We start from the raw sequence: 16,964 nt of genomic DNA, 5'->3' as shown, positions 1-16,964 counted from the left end.
AGCTTAAAAAGTGACGCCCATTTTGATGCTCAGTTCCGGGTGCTGATCGACATACTTCATGTAGCTTTCCGGGCTGGTGGTGAAGGTGACTACCGGGTCGATGAGATCTTCACAATTTAGATAGCCGTTCATCAGCAGTTCCCAGCAGGTCTCTTCAATACGTTTACGGTTCCAGCGCGGGTAATCCGGGTTGGGTTCGCTGCAGGCGCGGGAGAAGACAATCTTCGCGTTATTGAAATGCGCTTCGCGGCCGAGGTTAAAGCCTTCCGCGAACGGTTTCGCGAAGGCTACGTAGGAGATAGTGCCGCCATAGGCGAGCCCGCGCAGCGCGGACTGCAGCGCATCTGCAAAGCCGCTGGTTTCGATGATCACGTCCGCGCCCTGCTTCCCGGTCAGCTTTTTGATTTCCAGACCGACATCGGTGCCGATTGGGTTCAGACAGTGGTCTGCCCCATGACGGCGGGCAATCTCACAGCGGTGTTCGATAGGGTCGACGCCGATGACGATTGACGCACCGGCTTTTTTCGCCAGCTGGATCGCAATTTGCCCAATGGCTCCCAGACCGACCACGACCACAAAGTCGCCCACGCGGACGTTAGCATCACGCACGCCGCTCATGGCGAACTGCGCCGGATCGTAGCAAACGGCGTTTTTCCAGGAGGCGCCCTGCGGCATTTTACGCAGCTTATAGTTGTTCACCGCGTTAACGATCACCGTTTCCTGCAGCGGTGCGTAGCAGCAGACGCTGTCGTCGATCTGGTATTCCGTGACGTCAGCACCGCATTCGATAATCTCGCCAACAATCATATTGCCCAGCTGGAACTTACCGAATTCGATCCCGCGGGCCGCCCCCTCTTCGCGCGGGGTAAACATCTGCCACTCCGCGTTGAACTCTTCGTCAATAAACGGGCTTGCCGCGCGGAAATCCACCACTTCGGTACCGTGTTTCGGCGCGCCAAAGCGGGCGCGAATTTTCACTTCATGGACGGCAACCGGACGATCTTCATATTCCACCAGCGCCGCTACACGAGGCGCTGTCGCAACTAATTTTTTCATGACTGACTCCTTGTTAAAATTGGCCGCCTCAGCCCTTCACGCCACCGGCGGTCAAACCACTTTTAATAAAACGTTCAGACAGGGCGTACATGATGACCACCGGAAGCGCCGTCACCAGCGATGCCGCCATCATGCGACCCCAGATATAATCTGGCGTGCTAAAGAGCGTGTTCAGCCCGACCGGCAAGGTGAAATGGCTGGCGCTGGACAGGAAAATGGACGCAAACAGATAGTCGTTCCACGCCACCATGAAGCAGTAGACAAACACCGACACGAGCCCGGAAATCGCCAGCGGCACGGTGATGCGAAAGATGATTTGCAGGCGGTTCAGGCCGTCCATCATCGCGGCTTCTTCGATTTCGTCCGGGATGGTGTCGAAATAGCTGCGCAGCATGAACACCGCTGTCGGTAACGTTTGGGTCACCATGGTGATAATCAGCGCCAGCTCGGTATCGTAGATCCCAAGAGCAGTGATGATTTTGAACAGCGGCACCACCAGCAATATCCCGGAGAACATGTAGACGGTGTAGAAACTCGCATTGATCGTCGTGCGGCCCTTAAAACGCAGTTTGGACAAGGCGTAAGCCCCCAGCGTGCCGAGAAATACGGCAATCACCGAGGAGGTCAGCGACACCACCATGCTGTTTTTGAAATAGTCCACGAACGGGAAAATCAGAGGGTTAAAGATGTCGACGTAATGCTGCAGCGTCCACGCCTGCGGCAAAATGGTCGGGTTAAGCGATATCGCCTCTTTCGCACTCTTAAACGACGTCATCAGCATCACGAAGAACGGGAACAGCGTGATGACCAGAAACACCGCCAGCCCGAGATAAAAACCAATACGGCTCAGTACGCGTTTATTTGTTGCCATTGAGGTTTACCCTTTTTCTGGTCAGCAGAATCACCGCGAAGATGATCACGAACAGCACGACGGAGATCGCCGCAGCCTTACCCAAATCATTGAAAGCGAATGCGGTTTTGTAGAGGTAGACGCCCAAAATATCGACCTTGGTCGTCAACAGGTAGACATCCGCAAACATGTAGAACATCCAGATAGTGCGGAGCGTCACCACCGTTGCCAGCACCGGCATAATCGCGGGCAGCGTAACGATTCGGAAACGCTGCCAGGCATTCGCGCCGTCCATTTCCGCCGCTTCATACAGCGACTTATCAATGGTCTGCAAAATCGCGAGGAACGAAATGAACGCGTACGGGAAGTAGCGCCAGATGGCGAACAGCACCACCAGTACAAAGCTGCTGCCAGGATTGTCGAACCACAGCGGCGCCTGGTCATACAGATGCAGCAGGTCAACGCCCAGATAGTTCACAATGCCGTAGCCGTTGTTGAACATGTATTTCCATGCAAACACCAGCGAAATGGACGGGGTGACGTAGGACAAAATCACCAGTGAACGTGCCGTTTTCCGCAGACGGAATTCACGGTTAAAGAAGATCGCCACCGCCAGCCCCAACCCCGTGCTGCCGATCACCACCAGTGCGGTGTACCAGAACGTCATCCACAGCGAGTGCCAGAATGCTGCATCACTGAGAATGCGAATGTAATTATCCAGCCCGACAAACACAGCGCTAATGCGCGGGTTAAGCGGCAGACGTAAGAAACTGATTTCAATATTGGAAATCATTGGCCAGGCCACCAGGCCCCCCAGCAAAATCAGGCTGGGGGCCAACAGCAGCATGGCGAAAGGCATATCTGAACGACCAGAAAACAACGTCTTCATAATTTCCTTCCGCAGAGCGCTCCTATCGTTGTGAAATCAGATCGGTCAAACGCTTCTGGCTGTCACTAAGCGTGTTGCTGAGATCTTTTTTCCCCACCGTGACGTTATGCACCATGGAACTGATGATGCCGGACCCGGTAACGTCGCCCATGCGAGTGAAGTTTTTGTCGCCCACGGCGCCAAACACCTGCACATTAGGGAACTGCGCAATCAGTTCGTAAGGCAATTGCCCAAACGCTTTAATCACATCGTTGTTTTTCCAGGTATCGGTGCCCACCACCAGCTTGTTCACCGGCAGTGCCGCGCCGGGCGACATCATGACCCAGTCGGTTGCGTTTTGAGCCTGCTCCATCCAGGTCACAAACTTTTCAGCCGCCTGGGTCTCATCTTCGGTTTGACCGGTGGTAATCGTCAGCGACGTGACCATGCCGTAAACGGCAGAAGAGGTTTCTGTTGGGACGACGAAGCCCAGGTTGGCAGGGTTTCCGTCCTGGAATACCGCCGGAAGGATGTAGGTGGAGTAAACCGCCATCGGCGCAGAACCGTTCATGAAGGCATCTTTGATCTCCATGACGTCGTTTGAACCCGGCATGGTGGTCGCGGCCAGATCTTTATAAAACGCCAGGGCTTTTGCCATTTCAGGGGTATCGATGTCGACATTCCCTTTGGCATCAAAAACGTTCGCGCCGCCGGAAAGCGCAAACTGGGAGAATGCCTGCTCCGTCATCACGCTTTCGGCGGTGGGCAGCGCAATGCCGTAATGTTTTTTGGCCGGGTCGTTAAGGCTCTGGCTGGCTTTCAGCAGCTGCGCCCAGTTGTGCGGCTCCTGGATATCCGCCGCAGCCAGCGCATCTTTGTGATACCAGACGCCGGATAGCCAGGCGCTGACTGGCACACCCGTCCAGGCAGAACCGTCTTCCGTACGAACAACACGCAAGATGCCGTCATAGAAGGTGTCCTCGCCTACCGCTTTAATGGCTTCGCCGATAGCTTTGCGATCCAGCAGCTGTTCCTTGTCCATGACTTTCGCGTAGTCATGGCTAACTTCAATCACCTCTGGCAGCGCGCCCGTTCTGGCGAGCGTAATAATCTTGGTGTTGTAAGCATCCTCTTCTACCGGCACCTGTTTCACCGTGATGCCGGGGTTCTCTTTCTCGAACTTTTCGATAAGCTTCGTGATAACAGCCTGGCGCTCCTGCTCGACTGACGAGTGCATAAACTCAATGGTGACAGCAGACTTTTTGTCGTCCTTGCACCCTGATAACAAGGCGCACGAAACCAGTGCTGAAATCAGCACAATTCTGGGCATTTTCATTTTTAAGGTCCTTTTTAGTTTTCTTTAATCCACAACACCTGCCATGGATATAGGGTCAGCGTTTTATCTGTAATATCTTTCCCGGAAATCAACTCCGTTCCGGAATGAATATCGGATTCCACCGTTTGAATGCCATCACTGAAATTAAACAGCGCCGTTACTTTCTCACCACAATCCGCCACGCGAACGATTTTTAAAACATGTCTACCTAACGTACTGAAATAAGCTTCACTGTAAGGATGGAATGCTTTCTCCGCCCGACGCAGCGTGATTAACTGGCTTAACGAGCAATAGACCTGAGAACGCAGGCTATTTTTATCTTCAAGCAGGCCATCAATTTTTCCTGCTGTGTATTTCTCACGATTAATCGCACGGTTATATCCCAGTCGTTCAACACCTGCATAATCATTACGCGAGCCGAGAATGCTCTGGATATAAACCGCAGGCACGCCGGGGAAGCTTAAAAGGACGGCATGCGCCAGAATAAACCGGGCAATCCGATCGCTATCAAGACCGTCACGCGTACTTAAAGCATCCAGATAGGTCACATTAATTTCATAAGGACTGCGTGTACCATCCGGGTTATTTTTCCAGTTAACCAACGCCCCTTCAGCCTGAAGTTTTTCCACAAGCGTGAGGATTTCCGACTCGGGTAAAATTCCGCGTAACGGATTCAGACCAATCCCGTCATGCGAGGCCAGGAAGTTAAACCAGGTGGTTTTCGTGGAAGGCAACGTCAGCGACGCTGCCCACTGGCTCAGCGTCCCGACGTCCTGAGAATGCACCGCATGCAGCACCAGCGGGGGCAAAGAGAACTGATAAACCATCTGCGCTTCATTTTCGCCGTCACCGAAGTAAGCAACGTTATCTTTATGCGGAACGTTCGTCTCGGTAATAATCACCGTTCCAGGGGCGACAGCCTCGGTAATCGCGCGGAAAAGCTGGATGAGCTGGTGAGTTTGCTCAAGGTGGATGCAGTTTGTTCCGGGTATTTTCCACATGAATCCCACCGCATCCAGACGAATGTATCGCGCCCCTTCAATCAGGTAATGCAGCAGCACGTCAACCATCGCGATCAGCACCTGCGGAGAGGCGAAATTGAGATCGACCTGGTCCTCGCTGAAGGTGGTCCACAGGTGTCGCACGCTGCCGTCATGCAGCGTGAAAGGCGTAAGAAGCGGTAAGGCACGCGGACGCGTCACCGCGGATAAGTCTGTTTCAGGATCGACAGAAATAAAGAAATCTTCATATCCTGGCATTTGCTTCAGGTAATTAGCGAACCATTTGCTTTTGGCTGACATATGGTTGCATACGAAATCGAACATTAAACTGGCTGACTGTTTTAATTCGGCAACGTCTCGCCACGTTCCGGTTTCCGGTGCAACTTCGTGATAATCGATAACCGAAAACCCGTCGTCCGAAGACCATGGATAAAAAGGCAAGAGATGAACATGAGAAAAAGAACGAGAAAGCCACCTGTTATAAAAACGTGTAAACACCGGTAGCGCCTTCTCCCCTTTCGCTGAAAACTGATCGGCATAGGTAATCAGGACAACGCCTTTTTCATCCCAACCCGTTTTACGTTTTTCCGTAATAACAGAAGCGGCATTTCCAATATTTTCCAGCAGCACATTAAGATGGGCATCAGAAAACGTTTCCCCGTAAACAAGATTAATGAGTTCTTTAATTTTTGTATTCATTTCATTTTCCATGGTAGCGGTCCCACGGAGTGGCAATCTACTCCCATGAAAAATATCTGTCAACGGACCAGAAAGGAGAAAAAGGTGATTGCAAAGCAGCTCAGCGCAATATTGTGAGCTGCCGCAAAGAAAGAACCGGGAAAAGAGGAAATGCGGTTAACCGTCGCCAGTCCCTCCCCCGTCAGGGAAAGGGCTAACGCCAGCAGGAATTATTGGGATAAGTAACGGCGAGAAAGCCTTTTTGCCACCTTTTGCAGCAGCGGTTCGAGCGCCACGGCCAGCACCATTCTGACCGGTTTGCGGGCAACGGATTTGATCGCCCAACCCGCCACACCTGCCGGGCCGAACCGTAACGCGGTCAGCAGGACCAGTTTACCTGCGATTTTCAGGCCGGGTTTTACCTTCTGACCGGCCTGTTGCCAGTGTTGTTTCATCTCATCTCTCTCTTAAAGCTGACGAAAGCGACTTCTCAGCGTAAAGGTATCCGACGTGACATAGCGTTCCATTTCCCGTAGCCGCTTCTCACCGGCGGCGAGTTGCTCATCAACGGCATTGAGAAGATCGCTGCTGGTCGGGGCTCCCTCCGCAGCCAGTTCTCCTTCGGGCATCGGGTCAAGAACAAACGACAGGACGATATATGCCACCAGGGTAATAAACGCCAGGCCAAAGAAGATCGATAGCACCGCGACCACGCGGACCAGTTTTACCGGGACATCAAGATAGTGAGCCAGCCCGGCACAAACGCCGCGCACCATGCCCTGCTGTGGAATTCGCCACAGCTTTTTGTTCAGATTCAGTCCAGACATTAACGGTCCCTCCAGTTTGGATGCTCAGCATCCAGGATGGCTTCCAGCGCCTGAATGCGTTCGCGCATTTTGTTCGCCTCGTCGGAGAGCTGTACCAGACGCTGTTGTTCACTCTGGGAGAGTTCGCCCCGAGAAGAACGGTTGCTGTAGTGCAGCCATAGCCAAATCGGCAAAACGAACAGCACGAAAATTGTCAGGGGAATGGCCAGAAAAAGCGCGCTCATGTGTACTCCTTGTCTTATGAGGCGGCACGCTCAGGTGCCGCAGGAATTATTATTGGTTGTCTTGCTTCATTTTGGCTTTCAGTGCCGCCAGCTGCTCGCTGATTTCATCATCAGCCTTCAGATCGGCGAACTGTTGATCCAGCGACTTCTGCTTGCCGATGCCGTGGCTTTCGGCTTCCGCTTCCATGTGGTCGATACGACGTTCAAACGATTCAAAACGCGCCATCGCTTCATCAAGCTTACCGCTGTCCAGCTGACGACGCACGTCGCGGGAAGAGCTTGCCGCCTGGTGACGCAGGGTAAGCGCCTGCTGACGCGCGCGGGTTTCGTTAAGTTTATTTTCAAGCTCACCAATCTCTTTCTTCATACGGGTGAGCGTGTCATCCACCAGCGTGACTTCATGCTCGAGCGTCGCGACCATATCAGCCAGCTTCTGTTTTTCGATCAGCGCCGCACGGGCCAGATCCTCTTTGTCTTTACGCAGCGCCAGCTCCGCTTTTTCCTGCCATTCGTTCAGCTGAGCGGTTGCCTGTTCAATACGACGCGTAAGCTGTTTTTTCTCCGCCAGCGCGCGGGCAGAGGTTGAACGCACTTCAACCAGCGTGTCTTCCATCTCCTGAATCATCAGACGTACCAGCTTCTGCGGATCTTCCGCTTTCTCAAGCAGTGAGTTGATGTTGGCGTTCACGATGTCGGCAAAACGAGAAAAAATACCCATAATCAAATCCTCATAGTTCTGTTATCGGGCTATGCCCTGCTGTACGGATAATACAAACATCATGCCAGGTTTTTATCTTATTGATTTTACAGAGCCTGATTGATTTTTGCGCAGCAACGGACTATTCTTCCCTGGTGAATATCGCTAAGGAGTGGTTAATTTCATCATGCCCGGTTACAAAGACAATTTACTCGGCGAAGCAAACAGCTTTCTCGAAGTGCTGGAACAGGTCTCTCGCCTGGCGCCGCTCAATAAACCGGTGCTGATCGTCGGTGAGCGCGGAACGGGGAAAGAGCTGATAGCCAACCGTCTGCATTACCTCTCCGGGCGCTGGGATGGCCCCTTCATTTCCCTTAACTGCGCGGCGCTGAATGAAAACCTGCTCGACACCGAGCTCTTCGGCCATGAAGCGGGGGCGTTTACCGGTGCCCAGAAACGCCATCCCGGACGCTTTGAGCGCGCCGACGGCGGTACGCTGTTTCTGGATGAGCTGGCCACCGCGCCCATGCTGGTGCAGGAAAAACTGCTGCGCGTGATTGAGTACGGCGAGCTGGAGCGAGTCGGCGGCAGCCAGCCGCTGCAGGTTAACGTACGCCTGGTGTGCGCCACTAACGCCAACCTGCCGGAGATGGTGGCGGAGGAGAAATTCCGTGCCGACCTGCTTGACCGCCTGGCCTTTGACGTCGTTCAACTTCCTCCCCTGCGCGAGCGCAGAAGCGACATCATGCTGCTGGCTGACCAGTTTGCGATTCAGATGTGCCGCGAGCTCGGACTGCCGCTGTTCCCCGGCTTCAGCGATTATGCGCAGGAGACGCTGCTGGCTTACCACTGGCCGGGAAATATCCGTGAACTGAAAAACGTCGTGGAGCGCTCCGTCTATCGCCACGGCAGCAGCGAGACGGAGCTGGACAATATCATTATCGATCCTTTTCAGCGCAGCGCAGCGCCGCTACCCACACCAGCGTCTTCAGGCGATCGCCCTACTCTCCCCCTTGATTTACGCCAGTTCCAGAACGATCAGGAGAAACAGCTGCTGGAGCAAAGCCTGAAGACGGCAAAATATAACCAGAAAGGGGCGGCTGAACTGCTGGGTCTGACCTACCATCAGTTAAGGGCATTGCTCAAAAAGCATCAAATGCGCTGACAATATCAGCACTTACCTGCAGACATTTTTACGAAGCAGGCGTAAGTGCGATACACTTTGCAGATCGAACCTAAAAACCTTAAAAATTATGCGTCTGGTTTTATCGTCCTTTTTAGCACTCGGTCTGTTTAGCAGCCTGGCCTTTGCCGCGCCCGGGCAAACTCCCCAGCCTGACATTCGTGACAGCGGCTTTGTCTATTGCGTAAGCGGCCAGGTGGATACCTTCAACCCGCAAAAGGCGGGCAGCGGCCTGATCGTGGATACCCTGGCCGCGCAGCTTTACGACCGTCTGCTTGATGTTGACCCATACACCTACCGTCTGGTGCCTGAGCTGGCGGAAAGCTGGGAAGTGCTGGATAACGGCGCAACCTACCGTTTTCACCTGCGCGATGACGTCGCGTTTCAGCGCACGCCGTGGTTTACCCCCACGCGCAGGCTGAACGCAGATGACGTGGTCTTTACCTTCCAGCGCATCTTTAACCGCAACCACCCGTGGCATAACGTTAACGGGGATAATTTCCCCTATTTCGACAGCCTGCAGTTTGCTGACACCGTCAAGAGCGTGCGCAAGCTGGACAACCGGACGGTTGAATTTACGCTGACGCGCCCGGATGCCTCCTTCCTCTGGCACCTGGCGACCCACTATGCGTCAGTCATGTCCGCTGAATACGCGGCGAACCTGACGAAAAAAGATCGTCAGGAGTTGCTCGATCGTCAGCCGGTCGGCACCGGTCCGTTCCAGCTCGCTGAATACCGCGCCGGACAATATATTCGTCTGCAGCGTCATGAGCATTTCTGGCGCGGCACCCCGCTGATGCCGCAGGTGGTGGTCGATCTCGGTTCAGGTGGAACGGGACGTCTGTCAAAACTGCTCACTGGGGAGTGCGACGTGCTCGCCTGGCCCGCGGCCAGCCAGCTCACCATTTTGCGTGACGATCCGCGCCTGCGCCTGACGTTACGCCCCGGCATGAATATCGCTTATCTGGCCTTTAACACGGATAAGCCGCCGTTGAATAACCCTGCCGTACGTCACGCTCTGGCGCTGGCGATTAACAACCAGCGTTTGATGCAGTCGATCTACTACGGCACGGCGGAAACCGCCGCCTCAATTTTACCGCGCGCCTCGTGGGCCTATGACGGTGAAGCTAAAATTACGGAATACAATCCGGCAAAAGCGCGTGAACAGCTGAAGGCGCTGGGGGCGGAAAACCTCACGCTGCAGCTTTGGGTGCCAACCAGCTCCCAGGCGTGGAACCCGAGCCCGCTTAAGACCGCCGAACTGCTGCAGGCAGATATGGCGCAGGTGGGCGTCAAAGTGATCATCGTACCGGTTGAGGGCCGTTTCCAGGAGGCGCGCCTGATGGACATGAATCATGATTTAACCCTGACCGGCTGGGCGACCGACAGTAACGATCCGGACAGTTTCTTCCGGCCGCTCCTGAGCTGTGCGGCGATAAATTCGCAGACCAACTACGCCCACTGGTGTAACCGGGAGTTTGACGCCGTGCTGCAAAAAGCGCTGGCTTCCCAGCAGCTGGCCTCACGCATCGACGCCTATGATGAAGCGCAGAAGATCCTTGCCCAGGAACTGCCGGTGCTGCCGCTGGCCTCTTCCCTGCGTCTTCAGGCCTATCGTTACGATATTAAAGGCCTGGTGCTGAGTCCGTTCGGCAACGCCTCGTTCGCCGGCGTGTCGCGTGAAAAAGAACAAGAGGTGAAAAAACCATGATTATTTTTACCTTACGTCGGCTCCTTTTGCTGCTGGTGACGCTCTTTTTCCTGAACTTTGTCGGCTTCAGCCTGAGCTATTTCACGCCCCACGCCCCGCTCCAGGGGTCGTCGCTGTGGGATGCCTGGCTGTTCTGGTTTAACGGGCTGCTGCACTGGGATTTCGGCGTGTCCAGCATTAACGGGCAGCTGATTTCCCAGCAGCTGAAAGAGGTTTTCCCGGCCACGATGGAGCTGTGCATTCTGGCCTTCGGCTTTGCCCTGATGGTCGGGATCCCCGTGGGTATGCTGGCCGGGATCTATCGCAACAAATGGCAGGATAAGTTTATCAGCGCCCTCGCCCTGTTCGGCTTTTCCATCCCGGTATTCTGGCTGGCGCTGCTGCTGACGCTGTTCTTCTCGCTGACGATGGGCTGGCTGCCGGTTTCGGGTCGTTTTGACCTGCTCTATACGGTTAAAACGGTGACGGGTTTTGCCATCATTGACGCATGGCTGTCCGATTCGGTGTGGCGCCATGAGATGATCGTCAGCGCCGTGCGCCATATGGTATTGCCGGTGCTGACGCTGGCGGTTGCGCCAACAACCGAAGTGATCCGCCTGATGCGCCTGAGCACTATCGAGGTGTTTGACCAGAACTACGTCAAAGCCGCGGCCACGCGCGGGTTGTCACGCCTGACCATACTGCGCCGCAACGTCCTGCACAACGCGCTGCCGCCGGTAATTCCGCGTCTGGGATTACAGTTTTCCACCATGCTAACGCTGGCGATGATTACCGAGATGGTCTTTAGCTGGCCAGGCCTGGGGCGATGGCTGATTAACGCCATCCGCCAGCAGGACTATGCCGCTATTTCTGCGGGCGTGATGGTGATTGGTTCGCTGGTGATTATTGTTAACGTGTTGTCCGATATTCTGGGTGCCATGGCTAACCCATTGAAGCATAAGGAATGGTATGCCTTACGATAGCGTATACAGTGAAAAGCGCACGCCCGGCGTGCTGCGTACCGTGTGGCGTAAATTCTATGGTGACACCACGGCGATGATCGGCCTTTACGGCTGCGCCGGCCTGGTGTTGCTTTGCGTCTTTGGCTCGTGGTTTGCGCCGTACGGCATCGACCAGCAGTTCCTTGGCTATCAGCTGCTGCCACCGTCCTGGTCGCGCTACGGTGAAGTCTCTTTCTTCCTGGGAACGGACGACCTCGGACGTGACGTGTTGAGCCGCCTGTTGAGCGGTGCAGCCCCGACGGTCGGCGGCGCATTTGTGGTGACGCTCGCGGCTACGATCTGCGGGCTGGCGCTCGGTATTTTTGCGGGATCCACCCATGGCCTGCGTTCGGCGGTCCTTAACCACATTCTGGATACGCTGCTGTCGATTCCATCCCTGCTGCTGGCAATCATTGTTGTTGCCTTTGCCGGTCCGCATCTGTCGCATGCCATGTTCGCCGTCTGGCTGGCTATCCTGCCCCGCATCGTGCGCTCGGTTTACAGCATGGTGCATGATGAGCTGGAAAAAGAGTACGTCGTCGCCGCGCGTCTGGACGGCGCGACGACCTTCAACATTCTGTGGTTTGCCGTGCTGCCCAACATCGCCGCCGGGCTGGTCACTGAGATCACCCGCGCCCTGTCGATGGCGATCCTGGACATCGCGGCGCTCGGCTTTCTCGACCTCGGTGCACAGCTGCCGTCGCCCGAATGGGGTGCGATGCTCGGCGACGCGCTGGAGTTGATCTACGTGGCACCGTGGACGGTCATGCTGCCGGGTGCGGCCATTATGGTGAGCGTGCTGCTTATCAACCTGCTGGGCGACGGTATTCGCCGTGCAATTAACGCGGGGGTGCAATAATGCCGCTTCTTGATATTCGCAACCTCACCATCGAATTCAAAACCGGTGAAGGCTGGGTTAAAGCCGTCGATCGCATCAGTATCACCCTTGCAGAGGGTGAAATTCGCGGGCTGGTTGGGGAATCCGGCTCGGGAAAAAGCCTGATTGCCAAGGCTATCTGCGGCGTGGCGAAAGACAACTGGCGCGTGACGGCAGACCGTATGCGTTTTGACGATATCGATCTGCTGCGCCTCTCCCCCCGCGAGCGGAGAAAGCTTGTCGGGCATAACGTCTCGATGATTTTCCAGGAGCCGCAGTCCTGTCTCGACCCGTCCGAACGCGTGGGTAAACAGCTCATGCAGAACATTCCCGGCTGGACCTATAAAGGCCGCTGGTGGCAACGCGTTGGCTGGCGCAAGCGCCGCGCCATCGAGCTTTTACACCGCGTTGGGATTAAAGATCACAAAGATGCGATGCGCAGCTTCCCCTATGAGCTGACCGACGGCGAATGTCAGAAAGTGATGATTGCCATCGCGCTGGCAAATCAGCCGCGTTTGCTGATTGCGGATGAGCCCACCAACGCGATGGAACCCACCACGCAGGCGCAAATTTTCCGCCTGCTGTCGCGTCTCAACCAGAATAACAACACCACCATTTTGCTGATCAGCCATGACCTGCAAATGCTCAGCAAATGGGCGGATAAAATTGACGTCATGTACTGCGGGCAAACGGTCGAAACCGCGCCGAGTGAAGATCTGATCGGCGCGCCGCATCATCCGTATACGCAGGCGCTTATCCGCGCCATTCCGGATTTTGGCAGCGCGATGCCGCATAAGAGCCGCCTGAATACCCTGCCGGGGGCGATTCCGCTGCTGGAATCCCTGCCGATAGGCTGTCGTCTGGGGCCAAGGTGCCCCTATGCTCAGCGTAAATGTATCGAAACACCACGCCTGACCGGGGCCAAGAATCATCTGTACGCCTGTCATTTCCCGCTGAACATGGAGAGAGAGTGAAATGGTCGAAACCTTACTGGAAGTTCGCAACCTGAGTAAGACCTTTCGCTACCGCACGGGGCTGTTTCATCGTCAAACTGTCGACGCGGTGAAGCCGCTGAGCTTTACGCTGCGTGAAAAACAGACCCTGGCGATCATCGGCGAGAACGGTTCCGGGAAATCCACCTTGGCGAAAATGCTCGCCGGCATGGTTGAACCCACTGCAGGCGAAGTGTTGATTGACGATCATCCTCTGACGTTCGGCGATTACTCTTTTCGCAGCCAGCGCATCCGCATGATTTTCCAGGATCCCTCAACCTCGCTTAACCCGCGCCAGCGCATCTCTCAGATCCTCGATTTTCCGCTGCGTCTGAACACCGACCTGGAGCCAGAGGCGCGCCGTAAGCGCGTATTTGAAACCCTGCGTATGGTTGGGCTGTTGCCGGATCACGAAAGCTACTACCCGCATATGCTGGCCCCCGGCCAGAAACAGCGCCTGGGCCTGGCGCGTGCGTTGATTTTGCGGCCAAAAGTGATCATTGCGGATGAAGCGCTTGCCTCGCTGGATATGTCGATGCGCTCGCAGCTGATTAACCTGATGCTGGAATTACAGGAAAAACAGGGGATCTCGTATATCTACGTCACCCAACATCTGGGAATGATGAAGCACATCAGCGATCAGGTGATGGTCATGCACCAGGGCGAAGTGGTCGAGCGCGGCAGCACGGCGGATGTGATGGCCTCTCCGCTTCATGAGCTGACAAAACGACTGATTGCCGGGCATTTTGGTGAAGCATTGACCGCCGATGCGTGGAGAAAAGACCGCTAAGCGCGACGCTCAACACAAATTGCCCCACTAAATTAAGGATTAAATAGCCTGCGTGCGCTATTTAATCCTCTAATTTTTCGTCTCCATCCCTGCTCCATATTTTAAGCAATATCAATCAACAGTTCTTCTCCAGAATATCCGGACATTACGGAGGAGAAGAAATGAACACCGCCACTTACGTTTTAAAATACACAGAGTATCTCATCAGAAAATGCCGCTCATTTTTAATGACGGACCTGCATTTTCATACCGTGAGGCTTAAGAAAACAACCGGGGAAACCCCTGACATTAACTCGCCCACGACGTTGAGTGAAAAAATATGTCATCGTCTGGTCTATGACCATAATAACTTCTACACGATGCTTGCCGATAAACTCGCCGTTCGGGCATACGTTTCCTCCAGAACAACGCGCGTGAAAACGGTGCCATTAATCGGCGTTTATACCAGGCCGTCGCAGATTGATTTTTCAGTTCTTCCTGACAAATTCGTCCTTAAGTGCAACCATGACAGCGGCAGCACAATAATATGTACAAACAAAGCGCAATTTAATGAAAAAGAAGCGTGTAAAAAGCTGAGCCTCGCGTTAAAGAAAAATCTTTACTACACCACGCGCGAATGGCAGTACAAAAACATTACGCCGAGTATACTTTGCGAGCCGTTTGTCGATCTCTTCGACGACGCTGACAGGAATACAACGCCCGAAATGCTGAGGATCCATTGTTTTCACGGCGTTGCCCGCTATGTAGAAGCGGATTTTACGGATGATAACGGCAAAGGGTTTATCAACGTTTATGACAGGTACTGGAACTTACAACCCTTCCGGATGGAATATCCAAATACTTCAGCAGAACCAGGCGAACCGCTCTTGTTCCGCCAGGCTTTGTTGGCCTCCCAGGAGCTGGCGCATGGAATTGACTACTGCCGCGTTGACCTTATGCTAAAAAAAGATGAAATCTATTTCAGCGAAATAACCTTAAGCCCGAGACGCGGTAAGCTGACGATTACCCCGCAGGAATGGGATGCTAAGTTAGGAAAAATATGGCATTTATCGCCGGCAGGCACATTTGACCTGCCGCTGAAGCTCACGAGTCGGGCCAGGTGAGTTTAAATATCGAGTGGTTTTGCGTCGATAAGGTATAGGTAACATCGCCACCATGAGCCAGCATGATGGCTTTTACCACCGACAAGCCCAAACCACAGCCTTCCGGGTTCACATGTCTGGCGCCATTATCGCGCTGAAAGGGCTGAAACAGGAAATCATGAAACTCTCTGGGGATGCCCGGTCCCCCGTCCTGAATAAGGATAAAATTGCCTTTATCAGAAACGCCATTTTTCACGATGAGCGTGCGCGAGGTTGAATAGTGTAAGGCATTATCAAATAAAACGGTCAGACACTGATTGATGCGTAATGGATCGAATACGCACTGCTGCTCCCTCAGGTCTGTATTGACGGTAAACGCCTTACGGCTGAACTCGGGCATGAACGTATCGAGTGCGTTCTGTATTGTCCCTTTTAGATCGGTTCTGGACTGGCATAACGTGTATCCCGCCCCGCCATCCGAACTGATAACCCGGAGATCTTCAATCAGACGGGTTAACCCTTCCGTCTGTTTGAGAAGATTATTAAACAGCACCGGATCCGGGGTAAAAACACCGTCAACCAACCCCTGAAGCCGTCCGCGTAAGATCGTGACCGGGGTTCTCAGCTCATGCGCGATAGCGGCATTCCAGGATTTCCTCTGAATATCCAGCGTCTGTAATTTTTCCGCCATTTCATTGAAATCCGTCACCAGGTGATTGATCTCACCCAGCCGGGAACTGGCGCAGAATGCCCGGGCGTCCAGATCGCCCTGAGAAATCTTTTTCAGGCTGGACGCTACCGCGTTTAGCGGGGTGAGGATCCGCGATGACAGTTTGACCGTGAAAAAGAGGGCAATAATCATACTGATCGTAGTCGCGGTCCCAATCCATACCCAGTCCCACATCGTCATCTGCTCGTCATCGCCCGCAGCAGGGCCGCCCGGGAGGTGATCCAGAATAAAGGAGTAAAAAAACCAGGAGCCGAGTATGGCGATGGCAATGATCGTAAACGTCAGCAACAGCATATACGTTAAGATCTGACGGCTCAGGACAGACTCTTTGTTCATTTCTTTTCCCCAAGCCGGTAGCCCATGCCTCTGATGCTCTCGGGAACACCAAAGAGGCCGGCAAGCTCCAGTTTTTTACGCAACTTGCTCATGTGGCTGTCGACCGTTCTGTCGAGCGTATCCCCTTCCGGCAGACACGCGTTGAGCAGCTCTTCGCGGGAGCAGACCTTTCGCGGATATCTCACCAGGTATGTGAGCAATTTAAATTCGGTCGTCGTTAATACCGGGGAGACAACCTCTGCGCCCACGGTGACTTCCACGTAGAAGTCATCCGGATAGACCGTAATAAATGGCGTTCTGAGCGGCTGGGAACCCGCCTGCTGAAGCGCGGGTTTTGTCCTGCGCAGCACCGCCTCAACCCGGGCGACAACTTCAGAAGGGTTGAAGGGTTTGATCACGTAATCATCCGCGCCCAGCCTCAGCCCCATGAGCTTATCGACATCCTGATCGAGAGCGGAAACCATGATGACGGGGACAGCGCTTTCCTGACGAAGCGTGGTAAGTACGCTCCAGCCGTCACATACGGGCAGGTGAATGTCCAACAATATGAGATCCGGTTTATGGAGGCGGTTGAGCGCTATGGCCTGTTCGCCCTGCCTGGCTCGGAGCGTTTTCATTCCCGAACGCTCCAGGTAGCTCATCAGTATATCGGCGATTTCGTCTTCATCTTCAACAACAAGGATCAGCGTATTTTTGTGCATTTTATCTCCGCGGGTGAAATCCCTTTGAGCTCGCTATCAGATATC

18 protein-coding genes are annotated in these 16,964 nt (G+C 54.2%); 7 read left to right on the top strand and 11 right to left on the bottom strand.

All coding sequences use genetic code 11. The features are described 5' to 3' along the window. Positions 1-3 precede the first annotated feature (3 nt). The 9 genes from ycjQ to pspA all read right to left on the bottom strand — a co-directional run bounded on the left by ycjQ (position 4) and on the right by pspA (position 7,558). Positions 4-1,056: a D-guloside 3-dehydrogenase gene (gene ycjQ / locus AC27FC_RS03450; RefSeq protein WP_167818640.1), complete on the bottom strand. Its 1,053-nt coding sequence runs from the start codon at positions 1,054-1,056 to the stop codon at positions 4-6. Between the two features lie 28 nt (positions 1,057-1,084). After that, a complete protein-coding gene (locus tag AC27FC_RS03445) occupies positions 1,085-1,927 on the bottom strand; it encodes a carbohydrate ABC transporter permease (RefSeq protein WP_033145725.1) in 843 nt (280 codons plus the stop codon). Further along, positions 1,914-2,795: a carbohydrate ABC transporter permease gene (locus tag AC27FC_RS03440; RefSeq protein WP_023312040.1), complete on the bottom strand. Its 882-nt coding sequence runs from the start codon at positions 2,793-2,795 to the stop codon at positions 1,914-1,916. Before AC27FC_RS03440 ends, AC27FC_RS03445 begins: the two co-directional genes overlap by 14 nt. A gap of 22 nt (positions 2,796-2,817) precedes the next feature. After that, complete coding sequence (locus tag AC27FC_RS03435; protein ID WP_196354293.1) at positions 2,818-4,110, bottom strand: ABC transporter substrate-binding protein; 1,293 nt, start codon at positions 4,108-4,110, stop codon at positions 2,818-2,820. Between the two features lie 14 nt (positions 4,111-4,124). Then, positions 4,125-5,822, bottom strand: a complete 1,698-nt coding sequence (locus AC27FC_RS03430) for a sugar phosphorylase (protein WP_269819804.1) — start codon at positions 5,820-5,822, stop codon at positions 4,125-4,127. A 197-nt stretch (positions 5,823-6,019) separates the two neighbouring features. After that, positions 6,020-6,244, bottom strand: coding sequence for a phage shock protein PspD (gene pspD / locus AC27FC_RS03425; protein ID WP_023312043.1), 225 nt, complete (start codon positions 6,242-6,244; stop codon positions 6,020-6,022). Between the two features lie 12 nt (positions 6,245-6,256). Further along, complete coding sequence (pspC, locus tag AC27FC_RS03420; RefSeq protein WP_023312044.1) at positions 6,257-6,616, bottom strand: envelope stress response membrane protein PspC; 360 nt, start codon at positions 6,614-6,616, stop codon at positions 6,257-6,259. Next, complete coding sequence (pspB, locus tag AC27FC_RS03415; protein ID WP_023312045.1) at positions 6,616-6,840, bottom strand: envelope stress response membrane protein PspB; 225 nt, start codon at positions 6,838-6,840, stop codon at positions 6,616-6,618. The genes pspC and pspB overlap by 1 nt, the downstream gene beginning before the upstream one ends. Positions 6,841-6,889: 49 nt before the next feature. Then, positions 6,890-7,558 (bottom strand): phage shock protein PspA, encoded by a 669-nt coding sequence (pspA, locus tag AC27FC_RS03410; RefSeq protein ID WP_033145729.1) that lies wholly within the window; start codon positions 7,556-7,558, stop codon positions 6,890-6,892. 166 nt (positions 7,559-7,724) lie between these two features. Between pspA and pspF the strand changes: the two genes are divergently transcribed. From pspF to AC27FC_RS03375, 7 genes are all read left to right on the top strand, one after another. After that, positions 7,725-8,702, top strand: coding sequence for a phage shock protein operon transcriptional activator (gene pspF, locus AC27FC_RS03405; RefSeq protein WP_196354291.1), 978 nt, complete (start codon positions 7,725-7,727; stop codon positions 8,700-8,702). 88 nt (positions 8,703-8,790) lie between these two features. After that, the gene (gene sapA / locus AC27FC_RS03400) at positions 8,791-10,431 is read left to right on the top strand and encodes an ABC transporter substrate-binding protein SapA (protein ID WP_033145731.1); all 1,641 of its coding nucleotides are present in this window, start codon (positions 8,791-8,793) and stop codon (positions 10,429-10,431) included. Then, positions 10,428-11,393 (top strand): putrescine export ABC transporter permease SapB, encoded by a 966-nt coding sequence (sapB, locus tag AC27FC_RS03395; RefSeq protein ID WP_023312049.1) that lies wholly within the window; start codon positions 10,428-10,430, stop codon positions 11,391-11,393. The genes sapA and sapB overlap by 4 nt, the downstream gene beginning before the upstream one ends. Continuing rightward, complete coding sequence (gene sapC / locus AC27FC_RS03390) at positions 11,380-12,270, top strand: putrescine export ABC transporter permease SapC (protein WP_032656751.1); 891 nt, start codon at positions 11,380-11,382, stop codon at positions 12,268-12,270. The genes sapB and sapC overlap by 14 nt, the downstream gene beginning before the upstream one ends. Further along, complete coding sequence (sapD, locus tag AC27FC_RS03385; protein ID WP_033145732.1) at positions 12,270-13,262, top strand: putrescine export ABC transporter ATP-binding protein SapD; 993 nt, start codon at positions 12,270-12,272, stop codon at positions 13,260-13,262. Before sapC ends, sapD begins: the two co-directional genes overlap by 1 nt. Before the next feature lies 1 nt (position 13,263). After that, positions 13,264-14,070, top strand: a complete 807-nt coding sequence (gene sapF / locus AC27FC_RS03380; RefSeq protein WP_023312051.1) for a putrescine export ABC transporter ATP-binding protein SapF — start codon at positions 13,264-13,266, stop codon at positions 14,068-14,070. A 161-nt stretch (positions 14,071-14,231) separates the two neighbouring features. Further along, complete coding sequence (locus AC27FC_RS03375; RefSeq protein WP_196354290.1) at positions 14,232-15,173, top strand: ATP-grasp fold amidoligase family protein; 942 nt, start codon at positions 14,232-14,234, stop codon at positions 15,171-15,173. On the opposite strand, the gene AC27FC_RS03370 is transcribed toward AC27FC_RS03375, so the two are convergent. Then, positions 15,154-16,218, bottom strand: a complete 1,065-nt coding sequence (locus AC27FC_RS03370) for an ATP-binding protein (RefSeq protein WP_033145734.1) — start codon at positions 16,216-16,218, stop codon at positions 15,154-15,156. The two genes, AC27FC_RS03375 and AC27FC_RS03370, sit on opposite strands and share 20 nt — an antisense overlap. Beyond that, positions 16,215-16,919 (bottom strand): response regulator, encoded by a 705-nt coding sequence (locus tag AC27FC_RS03365; protein ID WP_196354289.1) that lies wholly within the window; start codon positions 16,917-16,919, stop codon positions 16,215-16,217. Before AC27FC_RS03365 ends, AC27FC_RS03370 begins: the two co-directional genes overlap by 4 nt. Positions 16,920-16,964 lie beyond the last annotated feature (45 nt).

This window comes from Enterobacter sp. C3_dUdeg (assembly GCF_057536195.1).
Note: the sequence above shows the minus strand (reverse complement) of the source record. Positions and strands in the feature narration are given on the sequence as shown.

Excerpts from the sequence above, each read along its gene's own strand:
- ycjQ (WP_167818640.1), bottom strand. The coding sequence starts at position 1,056 with ATGAAAAAATTAGTTGCGACAGCGCCTCGTGTAGCGGCGCTGGTGGAA.
- AC27FC_RS03445 (WP_033145725.1), bottom strand. The coding sequence starts at position 1,927 with ATGGCAACAAATAAACGCGTACTGAGCCGTATTGGTTTTTATCTCGGG.
- AC27FC_RS03440 (WP_023312040.1), bottom strand. The coding sequence starts at position 2,795 with ATGAAGACGTTGTTTTCTGGTCGTTCAGATATGCCTTTCGCCATGCTG.
- AC27FC_RS03435 (WP_196354293.1), bottom strand. The coding sequence starts at position 4,110 with ATGAAAATGCCCAGAATTGTGCTGATTTCAGCACTGGTTTCGTGCGCC.
- AC27FC_RS03430 (WP_269819804.1), bottom strand. The coding sequence starts at position 5,822 with ATGGAAAATGAAATGAATACAAAAATTAAAGAACTCATTAATCTTGTT.
- pspD (WP_023312043.1), bottom strand. The coding sequence starts at position 6,244 with ATGAAACAACACTGGCAACAGGCCGGTCAGAAGGTAAAACCCGGCCTG.
- pspC (WP_023312044.1), bottom strand. The coding sequence starts at position 6,616 with ATGTCTGGACTGAATCTGAACAAAAAGCTGTGGCGAATTCCACAGCAG.
- pspB (WP_023312045.1), bottom strand. The coding sequence starts at position 6,840 with ATGAGCGCGCTTTTTCTGGCCATTCCCCTGACAATTTTCGTGCTGTTC.
- pspA (WP_033145729.1), bottom strand. The coding sequence starts at position 7,558 with ATGGGTATTTTTTCTCGTTTTGCCGACATCGTGAACGCCAACATCAAC.
- pspF (WP_196354291.1), top strand. The coding sequence starts at position 7,725 with ATGCCCGGTTACAAAGACAATTTACTCGGCGAAGCAAACAGCTTTCTC.
- sapA (WP_033145731.1), top strand. The coding sequence starts at position 8,791 with ATGCGTCTGGTTTTATCGTCCTTTTTAGCACTCGGTCTGTTTAGCAGC.
- sapB (WP_023312049.1), top strand. The coding sequence starts at position 10,428 with ATGATTATTTTTACCTTACGTCGGCTCCTTTTGCTGCTGGTGACGCTC.
- sapC (WP_032656751.1), top strand. The coding sequence starts at position 11,380 with ATGCCTTACGATAGCGTATACAGTGAAAAGCGCACGCCCGGCGTGCTG.
- sapD (WP_033145732.1), top strand. The coding sequence starts at position 12,270 with ATGCCGCTTCTTGATATTCGCAACCTCACCATCGAATTCAAAACCGGT.
- sapF (WP_023312051.1), top strand. The coding sequence starts at position 13,264 with ATGGTCGAAACCTTACTGGAAGTTCGCAACCTGAGTAAGACCTTTCGC.
- AC27FC_RS03375 (WP_196354290.1), top strand. The coding sequence starts at position 14,232 with ATGAACACCGCCACTTACGTTTTAAAATACACAGAGTATCTCATCAGA.
- AC27FC_RS03370 (WP_033145734.1), bottom strand. The coding sequence starts at position 16,218 with ATGAACAAAGAGTCTGTCCTGAGCCGTCAGATCTTAACGTATATGCTG.
- AC27FC_RS03365 (WP_196354289.1), bottom strand. The coding sequence starts at position 16,919 with ATGCACAAAAATACGCTGATCCTTGTTGTTGAAGATGAAGACGAAATC.